A 19,059-nucleotide genomic window follows, 5' to 3' on the forward strand; every position below is an offset into this window, starting at 1 on the left:
CAAATTATAATGTCATTACTTATAAATGAAAATAGAAGCACCTATAATTAAGAATTTAGCCCACAATATTAGTAGAAGTGCTTACATCTAGAGTTAAGTACTACTTAGGAAAATAAAATTGAATATCAGCCTCGGTCAGAGGCAAGTATATTTCTTTACGGCGTTTTCCCAAACTCCAACTAAACATGGAGCATCCTCAGATATTTCTCTTTTTATCATTCGTACCGCCACTCTCGCACCGAACAGGTATAAGACAATCATCACTGATTATTAAAAAGTTAAACATGCCTACACCCTATTTTCAAGAACGCGGAACATGCGTTGTTTTTCCTGCGTCATCTGGAGTATGTTGAACAAACAGAGGTAGTCACACATGTTTTGCTACCATTCCTGCGGAGAGTTCATGATTGCTACAGCAACTTTACTGCTATTTTCCGGTGCGTGTGTAGCGCTTGCAGCGATATCGGGTCCAGATATGTTGCTTATCACTTCTCGTAGTCTCAGTCAGGGGAGAGCGGCTGGTTTTGCCTCACTTGCAGGTATTCAGTTAGGTACTTATTGCCACACTTTGGCTGCCGCTTTAGGGCTTTCACAACTATTTGTTGCGATTCCGTTGGCTTACGATGTAGTACGGATCGCGGGTGCATGCTATTTACTTTATCTGGCGTGGAAAACATTCGCGTCTACTCGGCACTCTACGGTGAAAACAACAAAACAGCCCACATCTACGCACAAAGCCTTCCAGCAAGAGTTATTAACCAATCTACTCAATCCCAAAATGGCGCTGTTTGTTTTAGCCCTGTTTCCCCAATTTATTACACCTCAGTCAGGTTCAGTTATCGTGCAAATGTTGCTATTAGCAACCATTCTAAATGCTATTGGTTTGATAATTAACGGCGGCCTGATTTTAGTCATCAGTAATATGCGTAATCGCTTTAAAGCGGGGTCGTTTCCAGCCCGATGGCCAAACTATTTACTCAGCCGAGTCTTTACCGGATTAGCATGTAAATTGCTTTTCGATAGTCGCAAGTAAAACGAGTATCAGAATTATGTGAATAAACAAGGAAAAGGATATGCAGTTAACTGTGCTGGTTGATAACAATACCCTAATAGATAAATATCTGATAGCCGAACCCGGTGTCTGTTATCACCTTAAAATTGATGGGAAAACATACCTTTTTGATACAGGCTACTCTGACGTTTTTCTACGTAATGCAGCAATTCTGGGTATTGATATCAACGCTATCGATAGTGTAGTCATCTCTCATGGCCATAATGATCATAGCTGGGGTTTAACCCATCTCGCTCAACACCTTGATCGGACCAACTACTCTAGTGTGAAGAAAATAAAGCTAGTGGCTCATCCCAATGCTTTTGTACCAAAATACCATGAAGATAAATCAATAGGCGCGAACTTACCGGCCGATAGTTACCCTTCATTTTTCGAACGGATTAATCAGACTGGGGTTTATTATCTTACTGATAATTTGCTTTTTTTAGGCGAGATAGTACGCAGTAATGATTTTGAAGGGCTACATCCTATAGGGAAAACTATCAATTGTTGCGGTCATGGAGTTGACGATTTTGTCATAGATGATAGTGCAATAGTTTATACCAGCCCTGAGGGGATCGTGATTATTACCGGCTGCTCTCACTCTGGGGTCTGTAATATTATTGATTATGCAATTAAGGTCACTGGCGATAAACGCGTTCGGGCTGTTATTGGTGGTTTTCATCTATTAAATGCAGAAATATCCACTCTCGCCAGAACATCCGACTATTTTAAGCAACTTAATGCACAAACACTCTATCCCTGCCACTGTACTGACTTAAAAGCCAAAATAGCACTAGCCGGTGCGGCTAACATAGAAGAGGTGGGAGTCGGAATGGTACTTAACTTTTAAATTACAGCCCGGTTTAAGTAAGACAAAAAAACAAGTGACGCCCCCAGAATTGCCGTCATTATTGGTGACGGCATAAATTTCTGCATTGTTTTAAGCTGATAGTAACCACAGTTAAAATGAAATATACAGATTGCTGCCACTGGGATACGTTCACCATCAACTGGCTTAAAAATACACTTATCCCTCATTAAACATCTCAGTGAAGTATTTCACATCGTTCCTGCTCATTTAGGATTTAGCCTAAATGAGCATAACAATATAAAAAATTCGGTCTTTTATTTTTTTCATGCTTAACTTTCATCACAACCTGAAAGTAGGAAGAGCATTTACTATGATTATCGCTACTATCTACGATCTGGTATGAATAAATTACACATATACTTTATTAGGTGGGCACTCTAAGTAGAGTCATGCTCTACAAGTCAGGATGATTATCATTACTGGGAAGTCCAGAAATAGAGTCTTCTTAATTTCTGACTAAGGTAAGTAAAAGACACATATACACTTTTTGGGGGTCGCATATGTTCCAAGATCAAGACACGTCGATCCTCAACACCTACTTTGGTACTCATAGCCCATTTTGGCGGCTTGCCTTTGATAGCCAGGCTATAGAGCTGTCGGCGATTAAAGAGATAGCAAATATTGCGATACCCCTTAATTCTGTTCAAACAATGAAAATCCGCAGCTTAACCGGTATTACCGCCAGTTTAGATATTGAAATTGAGATTTATGGTTATCCCCTCCATTTACATCTTGTTGGCCGAAAAGTTAATGATAAAGAGTGGGGAGGAACAGCCTCAGCCTATGCCGATACTGAATCTGTCGCTCGGGATTTGGTTATGGGCCTTTCTTTTGCTGAACAGGTTGTTTCTGAAGCCAACTCAGTGATTGTGATTCTCGATAAAGATGGCTGCGTACAGCGATTTAATCACCTTAGCGAGGAATATACCGGTAAGAAAGAACAAGATGTTATTGGCAAAAATGTTTACGACTTATTTATGACCGCCAAGGAAGGAGCGTCGTCACGGAAGAATATTGAGGGTTTTTTTCAGCGTGGCGCATCTTATGAAGCGGAACGTTGGGTTAATACCGTCAAAGGAAAGCGTCTCTTCTTATTTCGCAATAAATTTGTTCACAGTGGTAGCGGAAAAAATGAACGCTACCTTATCTGTTCCGGCACTGACATTACCAAAGAACGACGCGCCCAAGAGCGCCTTAGGATTTTGGCTAATACCGATATGATTACTGGCTTGCCTAACCGTCATGCCATTCATGAGCGAATAAACAGCGCAATCCAGACCCGCGGTGACAGCTCAGTGGGTATTATTTATCTCGATCTCGATAACTTCAAAAAAGTGAATGACCATTATGGTCATATGTTTGGTGATAGATTACTGAAAGATGTCTCTTTAGCAATTTTAAGTTGCTTGGGTGATAACGAAATGCTTGCCCGGTTAGGGGGTGATGAGTTTATTGTTCTGGTCGAAAACGCTACCTTAGATTTGCTGGAAACAACCACACAGCGAATTCTAAACCGCATGAAATTGCCATTCCGGGTTGGATTGATCGAGGTATATACCGGCTGTTCGATTGGTATTGCACTATGCCCAGAACATGGTGATACGCTGGAAAATATTATCCGCAGTGCGGATACGGCCATGTATACCGCGAAGGAACATGGGAAACAAACCTATTCCATCTTCTCGCAACAGATGAATAAAAAAGTATCGGAGTATGTTTGGCTCGATACCAATTTACGCAAAGCTATAGAACAACATCAATTACAAATATTTTACCAACCCAAAATATCAACCAAAACGGGAAAAGTGCTCGGTGTCGAAGCTCTCGTCAGATGGCTATCGCCTGAACGAGGTTTAATTGCTCCTCAGGAGTTTATCTCATATGCAGAAGAGTCTGGGCTTATCAGGCCTTTGGGTAAATGGGTACTGCAAACTTCTATGCAACAGGCAGTGGATTGGAAAAAACGTGGAATTAACCTACGAATTGCAGTCAATGTCTCTGCCCGGCAATTAATTGATGAAGCTATCGTCACCAGTTTTGTTGAGTCTCTTGAATCCTGTGAGTTAGAGTCTAGCTTGGTCGATGTTGAATTAACTGAAAGTTGCTTAATTGATAATGAAGATGCCGCTATCAATATAATGAAACAACTACGCCACTTAGGTGCTCAAGTTCACTTAGATGATTTTGGTACTGGTTATTCTTCACTCTCCCAGTTAGCGCGCATCCCTATAGATGCCATTAAACTGGATCAAAGTTTTGTTCTCCATATTGACACTAATCCTATTTCACAATCTTTGGTAAAAGCCATTATTGTTGTCGCCGAGGCACTAAAAATGCAGGTCATTGCCGAAGGCGTAGAAACGAAAGAGGAAGAAGCATTCCTGGATTCTATTGGCGTTGATGAGAAACAGGGATTCTTTTACGCCAAACCAATGCCCGCAGATAAACTGGAGCATTGGCTGGTAACACAACACCCTCACCTTTTACTGGATTAGATGTAAAAACTAATTAGATGAAACGCTATATTGCTTTTGGCATTCCCGAAGTATGCCTGTCTTGCAGCATAACCAGCCTTTCAATATAGGCGATATCTTTCGGCTCAATAGAAAATGCAGAGTCGACCCAGTCTTCTGTAATATCCATTAATTCAGAACGTGTTAATTGTAAAACACGCTGCCGGACTCGAACCATCGCCCTCATTCCATTTAGCTTAGGCCTGATAGTGTCTATAAATGTACGTGTCGCAATATAAGCATCCCCAGGTTGAAATAGCTTATCAACTAACCCCCGGCTCTCATACCACTCAGCCGCGTGAGATTCCCCGGTCCAAATCAGTTGTTCCGCCACCCTCATACCTGCCTTTCTGGCAACCAGTGAATATCCCCCCATGCCAGGAAATAAATTAAATGCAATCTCCGGAAAACCCATTCTGGCGGTTGTCTGTGCCAACACAAAATGATGAGCCAATGCCGCCTCAAATCCCCCACCTAATGCACTGCCTTCAATCATCGCAATAGAAATAGCACCAGTATCAAACCCACGAGAGGCGGCGTGGACACAATCGACACAAGCACGAGCATATGCCATTAGCGCTTCTCGCTTACGATTCTTAATCATTTGGGCGAAAAAGTTTAAATCGCCCCCTACATTAAACATATTAGGTACGACTGAGCCTGTTACCCAAAAATCTATCGGTAATTTTGACTCCTTAGCTGCCTGAGCCAACATCATAATATTTTCAATTAACTCCAGGTTAAAACAAGGCCGTGGATGAGCGCGAAGTAACATCCATAAAGTATTGCGACCTTCTTCGTAATACGCAGATATTTGAGATAAATGGCCGGCTTCGGTAAATGAACGGCAGCTAGGCAGATTAATCATATTCATATTCCATCCAATGAGTGAGTTAAACACAAGTAGCCCTATCGCCCAATCCCCCTAGAGGAAGTGTTAAATTTGCCTTAATTACGGAAATTTAAGCTGGCAGATAAATAGTGAGTCACCCAATGGATAAATGATGAGTAAGACAGTGAAAATTTAGATAACTGGCATCTTCAGCGCACGATTAAAGAATCTTTAGAATATATATTCTAAAGAAGATTAAATTTCAGATGAAAAAAAACTTCTGATATGGATAAAATGTTGACTGAATTTTATTCCTAACGGATTTCTTATGTTGCAGATTCTGCATTTTCTTTTGGCATTGATTGCTATAGCTGTTTTGGCCCTACTGGCTAGCAATGATCGGAAAAACATCAAACTTCGTTATATTCTTCAGTTACTGATTATAGAGATTGCTCTGGCTTATTTCTTTTTACACTCGGAAAGAGGGTTAGGTGCAATAAGGTATTTTGCTGGATTATTCGAATCTTTGATGAAATTCGCTTCTATAGGCACCAGTTTTGTTTTTGGCGGGATGAATGAGCAAGGCCTGGCGTTTATATTCCTAAACGTTCTTTGCCCAATCATTTTCGTATCTGCATTGATTGGTATTTTGCAGCACTTTCGTATATTACCCCTAGTCATACGGGTTATAGGCACCCTATTATCCAAAGTAAATGGCATGGGTAAACTAGAGTCATTCAATGCTGTGAGTACGTTGATTCTGGGACAATCAGAGAACTTTATTGCCTATAAAGGTATTATCGCTGATATATCGCCACGCAGAATGTACACCATGGCAGCTACTGCGATGTCGACGGTCTCTATGTCAATCGTTAGTGCTTATATGACCATGCTAGAACCAAAATTTGTTGTAACAGCACTCATACTGAATATGTTTAGTACTTTTATTGTACTTTCAATTATTAACCCCTACCCCGTAACAGAAGAACCTGAGTTAAAACTAAATAACCTGCATGAAGATCAAAGCTTTTTTGAAATGCTTGGGGAGTATATTCTGGCGGGATTTAAAATCGCGATGATAATAGCCGCAATGCTAATCGGGTTTATTGCTATCATTTCAGCGATTAATGCTTTATTTAGCACTTTATTCCACATCAGTTTCCAAGGAGTGCTGGGATATCTATTTTATCCACTGGCGCTATTAATTGGTATACCGGCCCAAGATGCTTTACATGCAGGAAGTATTATGGCAACCAAACTGGTGGCAAATGAGTTCGTTGCCATGATTGAACTGAAAAAAGTGGCTGCCGATATGTCTCCACGAGGTTTAGGTATTCTTTCTGTATTTTTAGTCTCTTTTGCTAACTTTGCGTCTATTGGGATTGTCGCGGGAGCTATTAAAGGTCTGAATGAACAGCAGGGGAATGTAGTTTCACGATTTGGATTAAAGCTAGTGTATGGTTAAACTTTAGTCAGTTTACTTTCTGCTGCCATTGCCGGGCTTGTTTTGTAACAGCTCACTCTGACTGAATAAAATCAATAGTATCACCGGCCTTTTATCTCTAATAAGGGGATAAAAGGCCAGAAACCCTGGTCAATACTCGCCGCTAGAAATCAACACAAACAGCCGCGTCAACCCGCATAACCGATTCTTGCGCAAATTGCTGTTTATAGCGGATGCGTAAGATTTCAATAGCAGTTTCTTTGTCAGCTTTATGGATAAGTACCAATGCCTTACTATTTTCTTTAGCTACAGTGCCATCATTACCTAACCATTGCCCTTTAGCATCAATAACTGTCAGGCCATCTTTAAAACGGCTGGTCACATCATTATCAACAAAAGACTGCCATTCTGTGGCTGAAATAATTGGGCCATGAGGCCGATTTAAACCAAAATAGAGCGTCGTTTGTGTCATCGGCTCACCTTTAATACAGGTGAGAGAGGAAGCTTTAATCGTTGCTGTGTTTGCCTTGCCCGTTCTATCAACGCAGCCACTGAGTAATACTCCAACCGCTACGATGCTAACCAAGAGTACTACACGGTATTGGAACGATTGAATACACTGACTCATGAAGAATCCCACTGAAATAAAAGATAAAATAGAGATAAAAGCTACCATTGGATGAGTCACTCTGCAATCAGATAGGACTATCATCAAATACTTGCTAATCCATCTCAATAATTTATTTTTACCCTAGATTTATTAATGACTAATAATTCTATTATTGTTTTTTTATTAAGTCATTTTAGTCAGATAATAAATATTTTCATTAGATTAAGTAATCTTAAGCGTTTGGTTTAGAAAATCTCAGTCGTGATAGCTCAGCTTAATGGCTACTCTGCCGCCTTTGTCGCCCTTAAGAAATTACATTCAATATGCTACTCAGTGTTCTTTATATTATCGGTATCACCGCTGAAGCCATGACCGGTGCACTAGCTGCCGGTCGCCGTCAGATGGATATGTTTGGCGTTATCATTATTGCATCGGCAACTGCTATTGGTGGCGGTTCGGTCAGAGATATGCTGCTGGGTCACTATCCGCTTGGATGGGTTAAACATCCTGAATATATCGTGATTGTCGCTGTTGCTGCTATTGTCACAACATGGATGGCACCATTGATGAAGCACTTACGTCATCTATTTTTAGTACTTGATGCTATCGGGCTTATCGTTTTTTCTATTATTGGCGCACAAATTGCTCTCGATATGGGGCACAGTACTATCATTGCAGCTATAGCTGCTGTAATTACCGGTGTCTTTGGCGGTGTCTTACGAGATATGTTCTGTAACTGTATCCCTCTGGTCTTTCAGAAAGAAATTTATGCCGGTATCTCATTTGCTGCCGCGTGGATCTATATAGCCCTACAATACACGCCACTGTCTCATAACTGGATTGTTATTATTACGTTGGTCACTGGTTTGAGTGCTCGATTGCTGGCACTAAGGTTTCGGCTTGGCTTGCCGGTATTCAAGTATGAACACTCTGAACACTAACCCGAAGAGAACTACTCTTCGGGACTGAATCCCGCAATTCCCTGCTGTGATAAGAAGTCAGCCATCATTTGTACCTCTGGGTGATGCAAAAAATGATTAATCTGTTTTGCTCTAACCTGGCCAACTCCAGACATTAAACGCCATTCGGCAATACTTCGTTGCCGTAAAGAGTGCCACGAAGAATCATTAGGTATTCCTTGTGGGAATCCCAGCGCCTGTAACCATTGAGAAAAAGACTGTTGTCTGGCACGTTGAAATTGCTGATAAATCTTTTCTGCTCGACCTTGCCCAATACCTGGAATCGCCGCGATTTCTTCGACAGACAGTAATAACCAATCGAGTAGATCATTGATAAGCCCATGATGAATAAGTTCGCGCCAAAGCCCACTCCCCACACTCTGCATATCTAGCCCGTTCGTACCACTAAGCCATGCTAAGCGAGATAAGAACTGCGCCTCACAGTCAAAAGGTAAGCGGCGAAAACAAGTTAGCTGATGGAATTTAACTGCATCTGGCGGCATAAGCTCCTGCCGCTGACTCACGCGCCAGATAACCTTATCCAAACGAGGAACACCCTGCCCAGCTAATGAGATAGTAACTTGATCTCCAGGTACGATATTCCACTGCTTCCAGCGGGATATCGATCCTATATTCACTCGGCGAATCCATTTATCATCAATTTTTACCGGTATAACTTGTAAAATAGCTGTGATTTTGCCAGTGCGCCCCACAGTAAAATGGATATCTTTGATTTCAGTTATTTGCTGTGGATGTGGGTATTTCCACGCCACAGACCAGTTTCCTGGTGTTGCCTGCCAATAGCGCCCCGCGGGCTCATTTTCTTGGCGGATAACCACCCCATCAGTCACAAAAGGCAGTGGCATCTTAAACCAGCGATTCCGCCAGTGGACAACATCACTACTGGAAGTGACTGGTTCGCTGTAGTGTACAGTTAGAGGAAAGCCCATTTCTTGTAACACTCGGTTCTTTTCCACCATACTTTTCGGTCCATCCGGCCATGCCCAGATAAAAACACCTAGTTTAGCTAGCAATGGGGATACAGACTTACGCATCAGAGCCCCTGCAACAGATGCTCGGGCATTTACACCTCCTGATTGCGCTTGCTGATGGCCCTCCATCTGTAGAAAGACTTCTCCTTGCAGAGTTAACAAGGGGGGAGCGCTGACAATATATTGAGGAATAGTAGAAATAAATGGTGCTTTATCCACCCAGTTTTGGCCTTTCAAGCCATTTCCTCGGCTCATAACTTGGGTTAATTTTCCCGCCTGATACACCAATGTGACTGCAACGCCGTCTATTTTGGGTTGAACCCAAAGGTCTTTTCTCCCTGTCATCCAACTAATCAGCGCAGCTTCATCTTGAAGTTTTTTTAAGCCGGTGTGGGCAACCGGATGAAGCATCTTTCCATTACCCGGTATGAGTCTGTTATCCGTTTTATCAGTTAACCCAAGACATAAACGCCACCTATGCAATTTATCCTGCAACTGATCGTAAATATCATCTGCAATCGGGCTAATACCCTGCTGGTGATAAGCTACACTCCACTGATTTAGCTGTTTCTCCAGGAGATGTATCTCTCCCGACATTCTTTCTTCTGACCATTCAGGGCAGACAAACTCTGCTCTGACTTGCCAACTGATGAAACTAACCATGAATAGGCTTAGTATTTTTATTTTGTGCACATTCATCAGCACCTCCCGTTGATGACTGGCAGTAAAACCTGAAATAGCGCATCCGTCGAAGGCGAAAAAACTCAAATGCGTGCGCGGCCGAAGAATACTTTTCCATTTACTGAAACAGGCTGAAATTACGCAATGCTTCCCGCAAAATCATAAAAACGTGCTGTTTATGGGCGAAACATTCAGGTGAAATGCGTTGTAACGCTGCATGACGCGTAGCAGCCGTGTATACTGTGCGGAGATTCACACTTCTACTTTCTACATATCAACCTAATCAACTGAAACGTCATCATGGTTCAAGGCACGCTATATATAGTTTCCGCACCCAGTGGGGCAGGGAAATCAAGCCTGATTCAGGCTTTGTTAAAAACACAACCTTTGTACGACACGCAGGTTTCTATTTCTCATACCACGCGTGCTAAACGTCCTGGGGAAAATCACGGCGAGCATTACTTCTTTGTTTCCAAGGAAGAGTTTTGCCAGATGATTGATGACGATGCTTTTCTTGAGCATGCCAAAGTATTTGAGAATTACTATGGCACCTCACGTCTGGCAATTGAGCAGGTTCTCGCAACCGGTGTTGATGTGTTTTTAGATATCGACTGGCAAGGCGCGCAGCAAATTCGTGCAAAAATGCCGACCGCACGCAGTATCTTTATTTTGCCCCCATCCAAAGAAGAATTGGATCGCCGTTTACGCGGCCGTGGGCAGGATAGTGAAGAGGTCATTGCAAAGCGAATGGCGCAAGCTGTCGCGGAAATGACCCATTATGCAGAATATGATTATTTAATCGTGAATGATGATTTCAATCTGGCATTGTCTGATCTGAAAACCATTATTCGCGCTGAACGACTGCGTTTAGGCCGCCAGAAACAGCGGCATGACGCTTTAATCACCAAATTATTGGCAGACTGAACAGAGTTTCAGTATCATGCCCAGTCATTTCGTCACCTGTGGAGTAGCAGAATTATGGCACGCGTAACTGTTCAAGACGCTGTAGAGAAAATTGGTAACCGTTTTGACCTGGTGTTGGTCGCTGCTCGTCGGGCACGTCAAATCCAGTCCGGCGGTAAAGACGCACTGGTTCCAGAAGAAAACGATAAAGTTACTGTGATTGCGTTGCGTGAAATCGAAGAAGGCCTGATTACTAATCAGATTCTCGATGTACGTGAACGCCAAGAACAGCAAGAGCAGGAAGCCGCAGAGATCCAAGCGGTAACCGCTATTGCTGAAGGTCGTCGTTAATTAGACAGCGAGTTTGCCTTGTACCTGTTTGAAAGCCTGAATCTGCTGATTCAACGTTACCTGCCAGAGGAGCAGATTAAGCGCCTCAAACAGGCATATCTTGTCGCGCGTGATGCTCACGAGGGTCAGACACGCTCCAGTGGTGAGCCTTATATTACTCACCCGGTTGCTGTGGCTTGTATTCTCGCGGAGATGCGGCTCGATTACGAAACCTTAATGGCGGCACTGTTACATGACGTCATTGAAGATACTCCTGCCACATATCAAGATATGGAGCAGTTGTTTGGGAAAAGCGTAGCCGAGCTGGTCGAGGGTGTCTCTAAACTCGATAAACTGAACTTTCGTGATAAGAAAGAAGCCCAGGCGGAAAACTTCCGCAAAATGATCATGGCGATGGTACAGGATATCCGCGTCATTTTGATCAAGCTGGCTGACCGCACCCATAATATGCGAACTCTGGGCTCCTTACGCCCGGATAAGCGTCGCCGTATTGCCCGAGAAACCCTTGAAATATATAGCCCACTTGCCCACCGGCTGGGTATTCATCATTTAAAAACCGAGCTGGAAGAGCTGGGTTTTGAAGCGCTCTACCCCAATCGCTACCGCGTGATTAAAGAAGTGGTGAAAGCTGCTCGTGGTAACCGCAAAGAGATGATTCAAAAAATTCTGGCGGAGATTGAAGGGCGTCTGACGGAGGCGGGGATACCTTGCCGTGTCAGTGGTCGAGAAAAGCATCTCTATTCCATCTATTGCAAGATGAATCTGAAGGAGCAGCGTTTCCACTCCATCATGGATATCTATGCTTTTCGGGTTATCGTTAAAGAAGTCGATACGTGCTATCGGGTGTTGGGGCAGGCTCATAGTCTGTATAAACCGCGTCCTGGTCGAGTAAAAGATTATATTGCCATCCCTAAAGCTAACGGCTATCAATCATTGCATACCTCATTAATCGGCCCTCATGGGGTTCCGGTAGAAGTGCAAATCCGTACTGAAGATATGGATCAGATGGCTGAAATGGGGGTTGCAGCACACTGGGCTTATAAAGAGCAAGGTGAGTCCGGCACCACCGCACAGATCCGCGCTCAGCGCTGGATGCAAAGTTTGCTGGAGTTACAGCAAAGCGCGGGCAGCTCATTTGAATTTATTGAAAGTGTAAAATCTGATTTGTTCCCTGATGAGATTTACGTTTTCACTCCGGAAGGGCGCATTGTTGAACTCCCTGCCGGTGCAACGCCTGTCGATTTTGCTTATGCTGTGCATACCGATATTGGTCATGCCTGTGTTGGCGCGCGTGTTGACCGCCAGCCCTATCCACTTTCTCAGTCACTGAGCAGTGGTCAGACTGTTGAGATAATTACCGCTCCAGGTGCAAGACCTAATGCCGCCTGGCTGAATTTTGTTGTCAGCTCTAAAGCACGCGCCAAAATTCGTCAATTGCTAAAAAACCTGAAACGTGATGAGTCGGTAAGCCTTGGCCGCCGATTACTGAATCATGCTTTAGGGAATGGTCGAAAACTGTCTGATATTCCTGAAGAAAATATCAAACATGAGCTGGATCGCATGAAGCTGGCTACGCTGGATGATCTGTTGGCGGAAATTGGCTTGGGTAATGCAATGAGTGTGGTGGTGGCTAAAAACCTGCTGGGTGACCCATCCACACTGGCAACTTCTGGCACACGTAATCTGGCAATTAAAGGCGCCGATGGAGTCCTGATTACCTTTGCCAAGTGCTGCCGTCCGATTCCGGGTGACCCAATTATCGCCCATATCAGTCCGGGTAAAGGCTTGGTTATCCATCATGAATCCTGCCGGAATATCCGTGGCTACCAGAAAGAGCCTGAGAAGTTTATGGCGGTTGAATGGGACCAAGAGACTGAGCAAGAGTTTATTGCTGAAATAAAAGTCGATATGTTCAATCAGCAAGGTGCCTTGGCAAATCTAACCGCAGCGATTAATGCGGCGGAATCTAATATTCAAAGCCTAAATACTGAAGAGAAAGATGGCCGGGTATACAGTGCCTTTATTCGCCTGACTACTCGTGACCGAGTCCATCTGGCTAACATTATGCGTAAAATTCGTATCATGCCAGACGTGGTCAAAGTCAGCCGTAACCGTAATTAACGCCTATGAATCCTCAACGCTATGCGCGGATTTGTGAAATGCTTGCGACCAGGCAGCCGGACTTAACGGTTTGCCTGGAAGAAGTACATAAACCTCATAATGTATCCGCGATTATTCGTACTGCTGATGCCGTCGGTATTCATCAGATTCATGCGATTTGGCCTACTCCTGCAATGTACACCCGGCTCTCTTCGGCAGCCGGTAGCAACAGCTGGGTTCAGGTAAAAACACACTCTCATATTACCGATGCCATTACCCATCTGAAGTCGCAGGGCATGCAAATACTCGCGACTCATCTATCTGATAAAGCAGTAGATTTCCGGGAAATTGATTATACCCGTCCAACCTGTATTTTAATGGGGCAGGAAAAAACCGGTATATCTAAAGAAGCCTTGGCAATGGCAGATAAAGACATCATTATTCCGATGATCGGGATGGTGCAATCACTGAATGTATCAGTCGCTTCAGCGCTAATTTTATATGAAGCGCAGCGCCAACGACAGAATGCCGGTATGTATCAACGAACTCAGAGTATTTTGTCAGAAGATGAGCAGCAGCGACTATTATTTGAAGGTGGCTATCCGGTGCTGGCGCAAGTGGCTAAACGTAAAGGGCTTCCTCAGCCTTATATTGATGAGCAGGGTCAGGTTATTGCCGATTTGCAATGGTGGTCTGCTATGCAATCCACGGAGTCTTAGATGAAAGGCCGCCTACTGGATGCCGTACCCCTCAGTACACTTTCCGGTGTTGGCGCAAGTCAGGCTGGAAAGCTGGCAAAGATGGGGCTGGAAACCATTCAAGATCTGTTACTTCACCTTCCGTTACGTTATGAGGATCGCACCAGGTTATACCGGATTGGCGATCTGTTGCCCGGACTGTCGGTCACTGTTGAAGGTGAAGTTCTCCGTTCAGATATCAGTTTTGGCCGCCGCCGCATGATGACCTGCCAAATCAGCGATGGTAGCGGTGTGCTTACGCTGCGCTTTTTCAACTTCAATGCCGCGATGAAAAACAGCTTATCTCCAGGCAAGCATGTGATTGCCTATGGTGAGGCTAAACGAGGTAATACTGGCCCGGAAATCATCCATCCTGAATATCGTGTGCATGGCGAAAGTATTGGCGTTGAATTGCAGGAGTCATTGACCCCCGTTTACCCCACCACGGAAGGCATTCGTCAGGCAACACTGCGTAAACTGATTGATCAAGCTCTGGCGATGCTGGACTCCAGTGTTATTGCCGAACTGCTACCGATTGAATTAAGCCGCTCGCTGATCAGCTTGCCAGAAGCTATTCATACTTTGCATCGTCCACCAGCAGATATTCAATTAGCTGATTTAGAGCAAGGCAAACATCCCGCACAGCGACGCTTAATAATGGAAGAGTTGCTAGCCCATAACCTCAGCATGCTGGCAGTCAGGGCGGGAGCGCAGAGCTATCGGGCGCTACCACTGTTACCCGAAGAACAACTTAAACGACGTTTTCTTGCAGCATTACCCTTCACGCCAACCCATGCCCAGCAGCGGGTCGTGGCAGAGATCGAGCAAGATATGACGCATAACTTCCCCATGATGCGGCTGATTCAAGGGGATGTGGGTTCTGGCAAGACACTGGTTGCCGCACTGGCTGCACTGCGGGCTATTGCACATGGTAAGCAGGTTGCATTGATGGCACCGACTGAATTACTGGCTGAACAGCATGCGAATACTTTCCGCCAGTGGCTGGAGCCTTTAGGTTTGGAAGTTGGTTGGTTGGCCGGGAAACAAAAAGGTAAAGCGCGCCTGGCACAACAAGATGCTGTCGCTAGCGGCCAGGTCGCCATGGTCGTGGGGACTCACGCCATGTTTCAGGAACAAGTGCAATTCTCGGGATTAGCACTCGTTATTATTGATGAACAACATCGTTTTGGTGTTCATCAGCGGCTCGCATTATGGGAAAAGGGTGAGGAGCAAGGCTTCCATCCGCACCAGTTGATTATGACCGCGACGCCTATTCCCCGAACATTGGCCATGACGGCCTATGCTGATCTTGATACCTCAGTCATCGACGAACTGCCACCGGGTAGAACCCCGGTCACGACAGTGGCAATTCCGGATACCCGCCGCAGTGATGTTATTCAACGGGTCAAAAATGCCTGTTTAGAAGAGGGGCGGCAAGCTTATTGGGTCTGTACCTTAATTGAAGAATCTGAACTATTAGAAGCTCAGGCTGCAGAAGTCACCTGCGAAGAGCTGAAAATCGCCTTGCCGGAGATTAAAGTCGGTTTGGTTCATGGACGGATGAAAGGGGCGGAAAAACAGGCTGTTATGTTGGCCTTTAAGCAAGGTGAATTGCAGTTACTGGTTGCCACCACAGTAATAGAAGTTGGAGTTGATGTTCCGAATGCCAGTTTGATGATTATCGATAACCCAGAGCGATTAGGGTTAGCGCAATTACATCAGTTACGTGGCCGTGTTGGTCGCGGTGCTGTCGCCTCACACTGTGTTTTGCTGTATAAAACGCCGCTGAGCAAAACAGCTCAGATGCGTTTGCAAGTGTTGCGCGATAGTAATGACGGTTTTGTTATTGCTCAGCGGGATTTGGAAATACGTGGCCCCGGCGAGCTCTTAGGCACACGTCAGACTGGCAGTGCCGAGTTTAAAGTGGCTGATTTATTGCGCGATCAGGCGATGATCCCAGAAGTGCAACGAGTAGCTCGCCATCTGCATCAACAATATCCTGAACATGCGCAGGCATTGATAGAACGCTGGCTACCAGAGCGAACGCGTTATACAAATGCTTGATGAATAAAGGGCGGAAAAAACCGCCCCTTAAGACTATGACCTTACAATGGAATCATCCCACTATTGCGGGAAAGATTGGCAGTAACAGATATAGCTTAATCACGATAACATTGACGATATCAATAAAGAATGCACCAACCATTGGCACCACTAGGAAGGCTAAATGTGATGGGCCGAAACGGTCAGTAATGGCCTGCATATTGGCAATAGCCGTTGGTGTCGCGCCTAAACCGAAACCACAATGTCCCGCCGCTAACACTGCCGCATCATAATTTTTACCCATCAATCGATAAGTGACAAAGATAGCGTACAGTGCCATTGCCAATGCCTGTACCGACAAAATAACCAACATCGGCAATGCCAATGACGCCAGCTCCCACAGCTTTAGACTCATCAACGCCATTGCCAGGAACAGTGACAAACTGACGTTGCCCAGCACCGAGACTGCACGATCAAACACTTTATAGAAGCCAATTGCCGACAGCGAGTTACTGAGAATAACCCCGACGAATAACACACAGACAAAGGTCGGTAATTCAAACATCGAACCTCGCAGCCCGGCAGAAATTACTTGGCCAAGCATGAGGCAAATTGCGATCATGGCGATAGTTTCGGTCAACACCAATGAGGTGATCATGCGGCCGGCAGAGGGTTTTTCAAAAGCGGAAGGGACTTCGCTATCCTCTGGGGTACCATCTGGCGTGGAAGAGTGTTTTACCAAATAACGAGCCACCGGGCCGCCAATCAACCCACCCAGAACCAGACCAAATGTCGCGCAGGCCATAGCCACTTCGGTTGCATTTTCAAAGCCATAGCGCTCAACAAAAACTTTACTCCACGCAGCCCCAGTGCCGTGTCCACCTGATAATGTAATTGAACCGGCTAATAAACCCATTAGTGGGTCTAACCCCATCATTTTCGCGAGAGCAATACCAATCGCGTTCTGCATCAGTAACAGGCCTACGACGACAAAAACAAATACACTCAAGGCCTTACCGCCGGCACGTAAGCTGGCCAGATTGGCATTCAGGCCGATTGTTGCAAAGAATGCCAGCATCAAGGGATCTTTCAGCGACATATCAAAACTGATTTCCCAACCGAGAGTCTTTTGCATCAGCAGCATCATAAAAGCCACCAGCAAACCACCTGCAACCGGTTCAGGAATGGTATATTTTTTTAGAAAAGGGACAGTTTGTACAAGTTTTCGGCCTAACAATAAAACCAAACAGGCTGCGACTAGCGTGCCATAGGTATCGAGATGAAACATCTTGGTACTCCATGCGATTGAAATATCGAATAAAAATATGACGTTAGACAGTTCCTTAATAAACGCCAAAGCAGTAAGAGGGGGCGATTAGAAAAAAAAATGCCCCTAATTACAAGTTTAGTAAAAGAAAAACATGAACAAGCATGGGTATAAATATTTAAAAAAATGCAGCGCAACCGATTGCTTTTGTGAGGCGGATCATTAAAATGCCCTCTTTGCCGATCCGGGAATGCCACTCCATGTCTACGCAATCCGCCGAACTTGATACACCACAGCAGGCAACCACTCGCCCCAGCGAATTAATTTATCGTTTAGAAGACCGCCCTCCACTCGCGCAAACACTGTTTGCCGCAGGCCAACATTTACTGGCTATGTTTGTCGCGGTAATCACTCCTGGCTTACTGATTTGTCAGGCGCTAGGGCTGCCAGCGGAAGATACTCAACGAATTATCAGCATGTCCCTGTTTGCCTCTGGCCTGGCATCGCTGCTGCAAATTAAAACTTGGGGGCCGGTTGGCTCTGGCCTGCTATCCATTCAAGGCACCAGTTTTAACTTTGTTTCTCCACTGATTATGGGTGGTTTGGCGCTAAAAAACGGTGGGGCAGATATCCCGACTATGATGGCCGCCCTGTTCGGTACCTTAATGGTCGCATCTTGTACTGAAATTATATTGTCCCGTTTCCTGCATCTGGCGCGCCGTATTATCACCCCACTGGTATCCGGTATTGTAGTGATGATTATCGGCCTGTCATTGATTCAGGTTGGGCTGACCTCTATTGGCGGCGGTTATGCTGCGATGAGCGACCATACATTTGGTTCACCTAAAAACCTCATGTTGGCGGGCGCAGTACTCGTGGTCATAATTTTATTAAACCGCCAGCGCAACCCGTATCTACGTGTCGCCTCACTGGTTATCGCCATGGCAGTGGGTTACCTACTGGCGTGGACGTTGGGCATGCTACCAGAGAGTCGCCCTGTCGTTGACACCGCACTGATCACCATCCCAACGCCGCTTTATTATGGCTTATCTTTTGACTGGAACCTCCTGGTGCCATTAATGCTTATCTTCATGGTGACCTCACTTGAGACCATCGGGGATATCACGGCGACCTCGGATGTCTCAGAGCAACCCGTTCATGGCCCACTGTATATGAAGCGCTTAAAAGGGGGGGTTTTGGCGAATGGTTTGAACTCCATGCTATCAGCCGTGTTCAATACTTTCCCTAACTCCTGCTTCGGCCAAAATAATGGGGTTATCCAATTAACTGGCGTTGCCAGCCGCTATGTTGGTTTTGTTGTCGCACTGATGCTGATTGTGCTGGGCCTGTTCCCAGCCGTCGCTGGATTCGTTCAACATATTCCAGAGCCAGTGCTGGGCGGTGCCACTCTCGTGATGTTCGGAACGATTGCCGCTTCCGGTGTGCGTATCGTGTCACGCGAAATCCTTAATCGTCGCGCAATTATGATTATGGCGTTGTCATTAGCTGTCGGGATGGGTGTGGCGCAGCAACCACTGATTCTGCAATTTGCGCCCGATTGGATCAAAACCCTGCTTTCTTCCGGCATTGCTGCCGGTGGTATCACTGCTATAGTACTTAACCTCATCTTCCCACAAGAAAAATAATCTTTGCGTTAACACGTCTTTGAAATGGCCGGTCATAAATGACACCGGCCATTTTT

The 19,059-nt window shown here is 45.0% G+C and carries 15 protein-coding genes; 11 read left to right on the forward strand and 4 right to left on the reverse strand.

Translation table 11 applies throughout. The annotated features are described in order from the left end of the window. Window positions 1-403: 403 nt before the first annotated feature. The 3 genes from ACF3VQ_RS21020 to pdeR all read left to right on the forward strand — a co-directional run bounded on the left by ACF3VQ_RS21020 (window position 404) and on the right by pdeR (window position 4,420). Window positions 404-1,033 carry a LysE family translocator gene (locus ACF3VQ_RS21020; RefSeq protein WP_392432829.1) on the forward strand — a complete coding sequence of 210 codons (630 nt, stop codon included), beginning with the start codon at window positions 404-406 and terminating at the stop codon, window positions 1,031-1,033. A 40-nt stretch (window positions 1,034-1,073) separates the two neighbouring features. Further along, window positions 1,074-1,904 carry an MBL fold metallo-hydrolase gene (locus ACF3VQ_RS21025; protein ID WP_392432830.1) on the forward strand — a complete coding sequence of 277 codons (831 nt, stop codon included), beginning with the start codon at window positions 1,074-1,076 and terminating at the stop codon, window positions 1,902-1,904. Between the two features lie 521 nt (window positions 1,905-2,425). Beyond that, complete coding sequence (pdeR, locus tag ACF3VQ_RS21030) at window positions 2,426-4,420, forward strand: cyclic di-GMP phosphodiesterase (RefSeq protein ID WP_392432831.1); 1,995 nt, start codon at window positions 2,426-2,428, stop codon at window positions 4,418-4,420. 25 nt (window positions 4,421-4,445) lie between these two features. Here the strand turns inward: pdeR and ACF3VQ_RS21035 are convergent, their stop codons facing one another. After that, window positions 4,446-5,312, reverse strand: coding sequence for a crotonase/enoyl-CoA hydratase family protein (locus ACF3VQ_RS21035; protein ID WP_392432832.1), 867 nt, complete (start codon window positions 5,310-5,312; stop codon window positions 4,446-4,448). A 286-nt stretch (window positions 5,313-5,598) separates the two neighbouring features. On the opposite strand from ACF3VQ_RS21035, the gene ACF3VQ_RS21040 reads away from it, so the two are divergent. Continuing rightward, entirely contained in the window at window positions 5,599-6,735 is a 1,137-nt protein-coding gene (locus ACF3VQ_RS21040; RefSeq protein ID WP_392432833.1) for a NupC/NupG family nucleoside CNT transporter, read from the forward strand. A 142-nt stretch (window positions 6,736-6,877) separates the two neighbouring features. Here ACF3VQ_RS21040 and ACF3VQ_RS21045 read toward each other — a convergent pair whose 3' ends face one another. After that, complete coding sequence (locus ACF3VQ_RS21045; protein ID WP_392432834.1) at window positions 6,878-7,342, reverse strand: DUF3574 domain-containing protein; 465 nt, start codon at window positions 7,340-7,342, stop codon at window positions 6,878-6,880. 305 nt (window positions 7,343-7,647) lie between these two features. On the opposite strand from ACF3VQ_RS21045, the gene ACF3VQ_RS21050 reads away from it, so the two are divergent. Next, window positions 7,648-8,265, forward strand: a complete 618-nt coding sequence (locus tag ACF3VQ_RS21050) for a trimeric intracellular cation channel family protein (RefSeq protein ID WP_049614923.1) — start codon at window positions 7,648-7,650, stop codon at window positions 8,263-8,265. Between the two features lie 11 nt (window positions 8,266-8,276). Here ACF3VQ_RS21050 and ligB read toward each other — a convergent pair whose 3' ends face one another. Next, window positions 8,277-9,974 carry an NAD-dependent DNA ligase LigB gene (gene ligB, locus ACF3VQ_RS21055; RefSeq protein ID WP_392432835.1) on the reverse strand — a complete coding sequence of 566 codons (1,698 nt, stop codon included), beginning with the start codon at window positions 9,972-9,974 and terminating at the stop codon, window positions 8,277-8,279. A gap of 282 nt (window positions 9,975-10,256) precedes the next feature. Between ligB and gmk the strand changes: the two genes are divergently transcribed. Genes gmk through recG form a run of 5 tightly spaced genes read left to right on the forward strand, consistent with a single transcriptional unit; the run spans window position 10,257 to window position 16,111 of the window. Further along, entirely contained in the window at window positions 10,257-10,880 is a 624-nt protein-coding gene (gmk, locus tag ACF3VQ_RS21060) for a guanylate kinase (protein ID WP_004704191.1), read from the forward strand. A gap of 54 nt (window positions 10,881-10,934) precedes the next feature. Further along, a complete protein-coding gene (gene rpoZ, locus ACF3VQ_RS21065) occupies window positions 10,935-11,210 on the forward strand; it encodes a DNA-directed RNA polymerase subunit omega (RefSeq protein ID WP_004392061.1) in 276 nt (91 codons plus the stop codon). Between the two features lie 18 nt (window positions 11,211-11,228). Beyond that, window positions 11,229-13,331, forward strand: coding sequence for a bifunctional GTP diphosphokinase/guanosine-3',5'-bis pyrophosphate 3'-pyrophosphohydrolase (spoT, locus tag ACF3VQ_RS21070; protein WP_005165887.1), 2,103 nt, complete (start codon window positions 11,229-11,231; stop codon window positions 13,329-13,331). 5 nt (window positions 13,332-13,336) lie between these two features. Beyond that, on the forward strand, window positions 13,337-14,029 hold the full coding sequence (trmH, locus tag ACF3VQ_RS21075) for a tRNA (guanosine(18)-2'-O)-methyltransferase TrmH (protein ID WP_392432836.1): 693 nt from the start codon (window positions 13,337-13,339) through the stop codon (window positions 14,027-14,029). Continuing rightward, window positions 14,030-16,111: an ATP-dependent DNA helicase RecG gene (recG, locus tag ACF3VQ_RS21080; RefSeq protein WP_392432837.1), complete on the forward strand. Its 2,082-nt coding sequence runs from the start codon at window positions 14,030-14,032 to the stop codon at window positions 16,109-16,111. Between the two features lie 52 nt (window positions 16,112-16,163). Here the strand turns inward: recG and gltS are convergent, their stop codons facing one another. Next, on the reverse strand, window positions 16,164-17,378 hold the full coding sequence (gene gltS / locus ACF3VQ_RS21085) for a sodium/glutamate symporter (protein ID WP_392432838.1): 1,215 nt from the start codon (window positions 17,376-17,378) through the stop codon (window positions 16,164-16,166). A 239-nt stretch (window positions 17,379-17,617) separates the two neighbouring features. On the opposite strand from gltS, the gene ACF3VQ_RS21090 reads away from it, so the two are divergent. After that, window positions 17,618-19,003, forward strand: coding sequence for a uracil-xanthine permease family protein (locus tag ACF3VQ_RS21090; protein ID WP_392432839.1), 1,386 nt, complete (start codon window positions 17,618-17,620; stop codon window positions 19,001-19,003). The last annotated feature ends 56 nt before the right edge of the window (window positions 19,004-19,059 follow it).

Origin of the sequence: Yersinia fenwicki, from assembly GCF_043099325.1 — a bacterium.
Taxonomy (GTDB): Bacteria; Pseudomonadota; Gammaproteobacteria; order Enterobacterales; family Enterobacteriaceae; genus Yersinia.

Bases quoted from the DNA above. Each gene is read 5' to 3' on its own strand.
- ACF3VQ_RS21090 (WP_392432839.1), top strand. From the start codon at position 17,618: ATGTCTACGCAATCCGCCGAACTTGATACACCACAGCAGGCAACCACT.
- recG (WP_392432837.1), top strand. From the start codon at position 14,030: ATGAAAGGCCGCCTACTGGATGCCGTACCCCTCAGTACACTTTCCGGT.
- ACF3VQ_RS21035 (WP_392432832.1), bottom strand. From the start codon at position 5,312: ATGAATATGATTAATCTGCCTAGCTGCCGTTCATTTACCGAAGCCGGC.
- ACF3VQ_RS21020 (WP_392432829.1), top strand. From the start codon at position 404: ATGATTGCTACAGCAACTTTACTGCTATTTTCCGGTGCGTGTGTAGCG.
- ACF3VQ_RS21040 (WP_392432833.1), top strand. From the start codon at position 5,599: ATGTTGCAGATTCTGCATTTTCTTTTGGCATTGATTGCTATAGCTGTT.
- ACF3VQ_RS21025 (WP_392432830.1), top strand. From the start codon at position 1,074: ATGCAGTTAACTGTGCTGGTTGATAACAATACCCTAATAGATAAATAT.
- gmk (WP_004704191.1), top strand. From the start codon at position 10,257: ATGGTTCAAGGCACGCTATATATAGTTTCCGCACCCAGTGGGGCAGGG.
- gltS (WP_392432838.1), bottom strand. From the start codon at position 17,378: ATGTTTCATCTCGATACCTATGGCACGCTAGTCGCAGCCTGTTTGGTT.
- ligB (WP_392432835.1), bottom strand. From the start codon at position 9,974: ATGAATGTGCACAAAATAAAAATACTAAGCCTATTCATGGTTAGTTTC.
- rpoZ (WP_004392061.1), top strand. From the start codon at position 10,935: ATGGCACGCGTAACTGTTCAAGACGCTGTAGAGAAAATTGGTAACCGT.
- ACF3VQ_RS21050 (WP_049614923.1), top strand. From the start codon at position 7,648: ATGCTACTCAGTGTTCTTTATATTATCGGTATCACCGCTGAAGCCATG.
- ACF3VQ_RS21045 (WP_392432834.1), bottom strand. From the start codon at position 7,342: ATGAGTCAGTGTATTCAATCGTTCCAATACCGTGTAGTACTCTTGGTT.
- pdeR (WP_392432831.1), top strand. From the start codon at position 2,426: ATGTTCCAAGATCAAGACACGTCGATCCTCAACACCTACTTTGGTACT.
- trmH (WP_392432836.1), top strand. From the start codon at position 13,337: ATGAATCCTCAACGCTATGCGCGGATTTGTGAAATGCTTGCGACCAGG.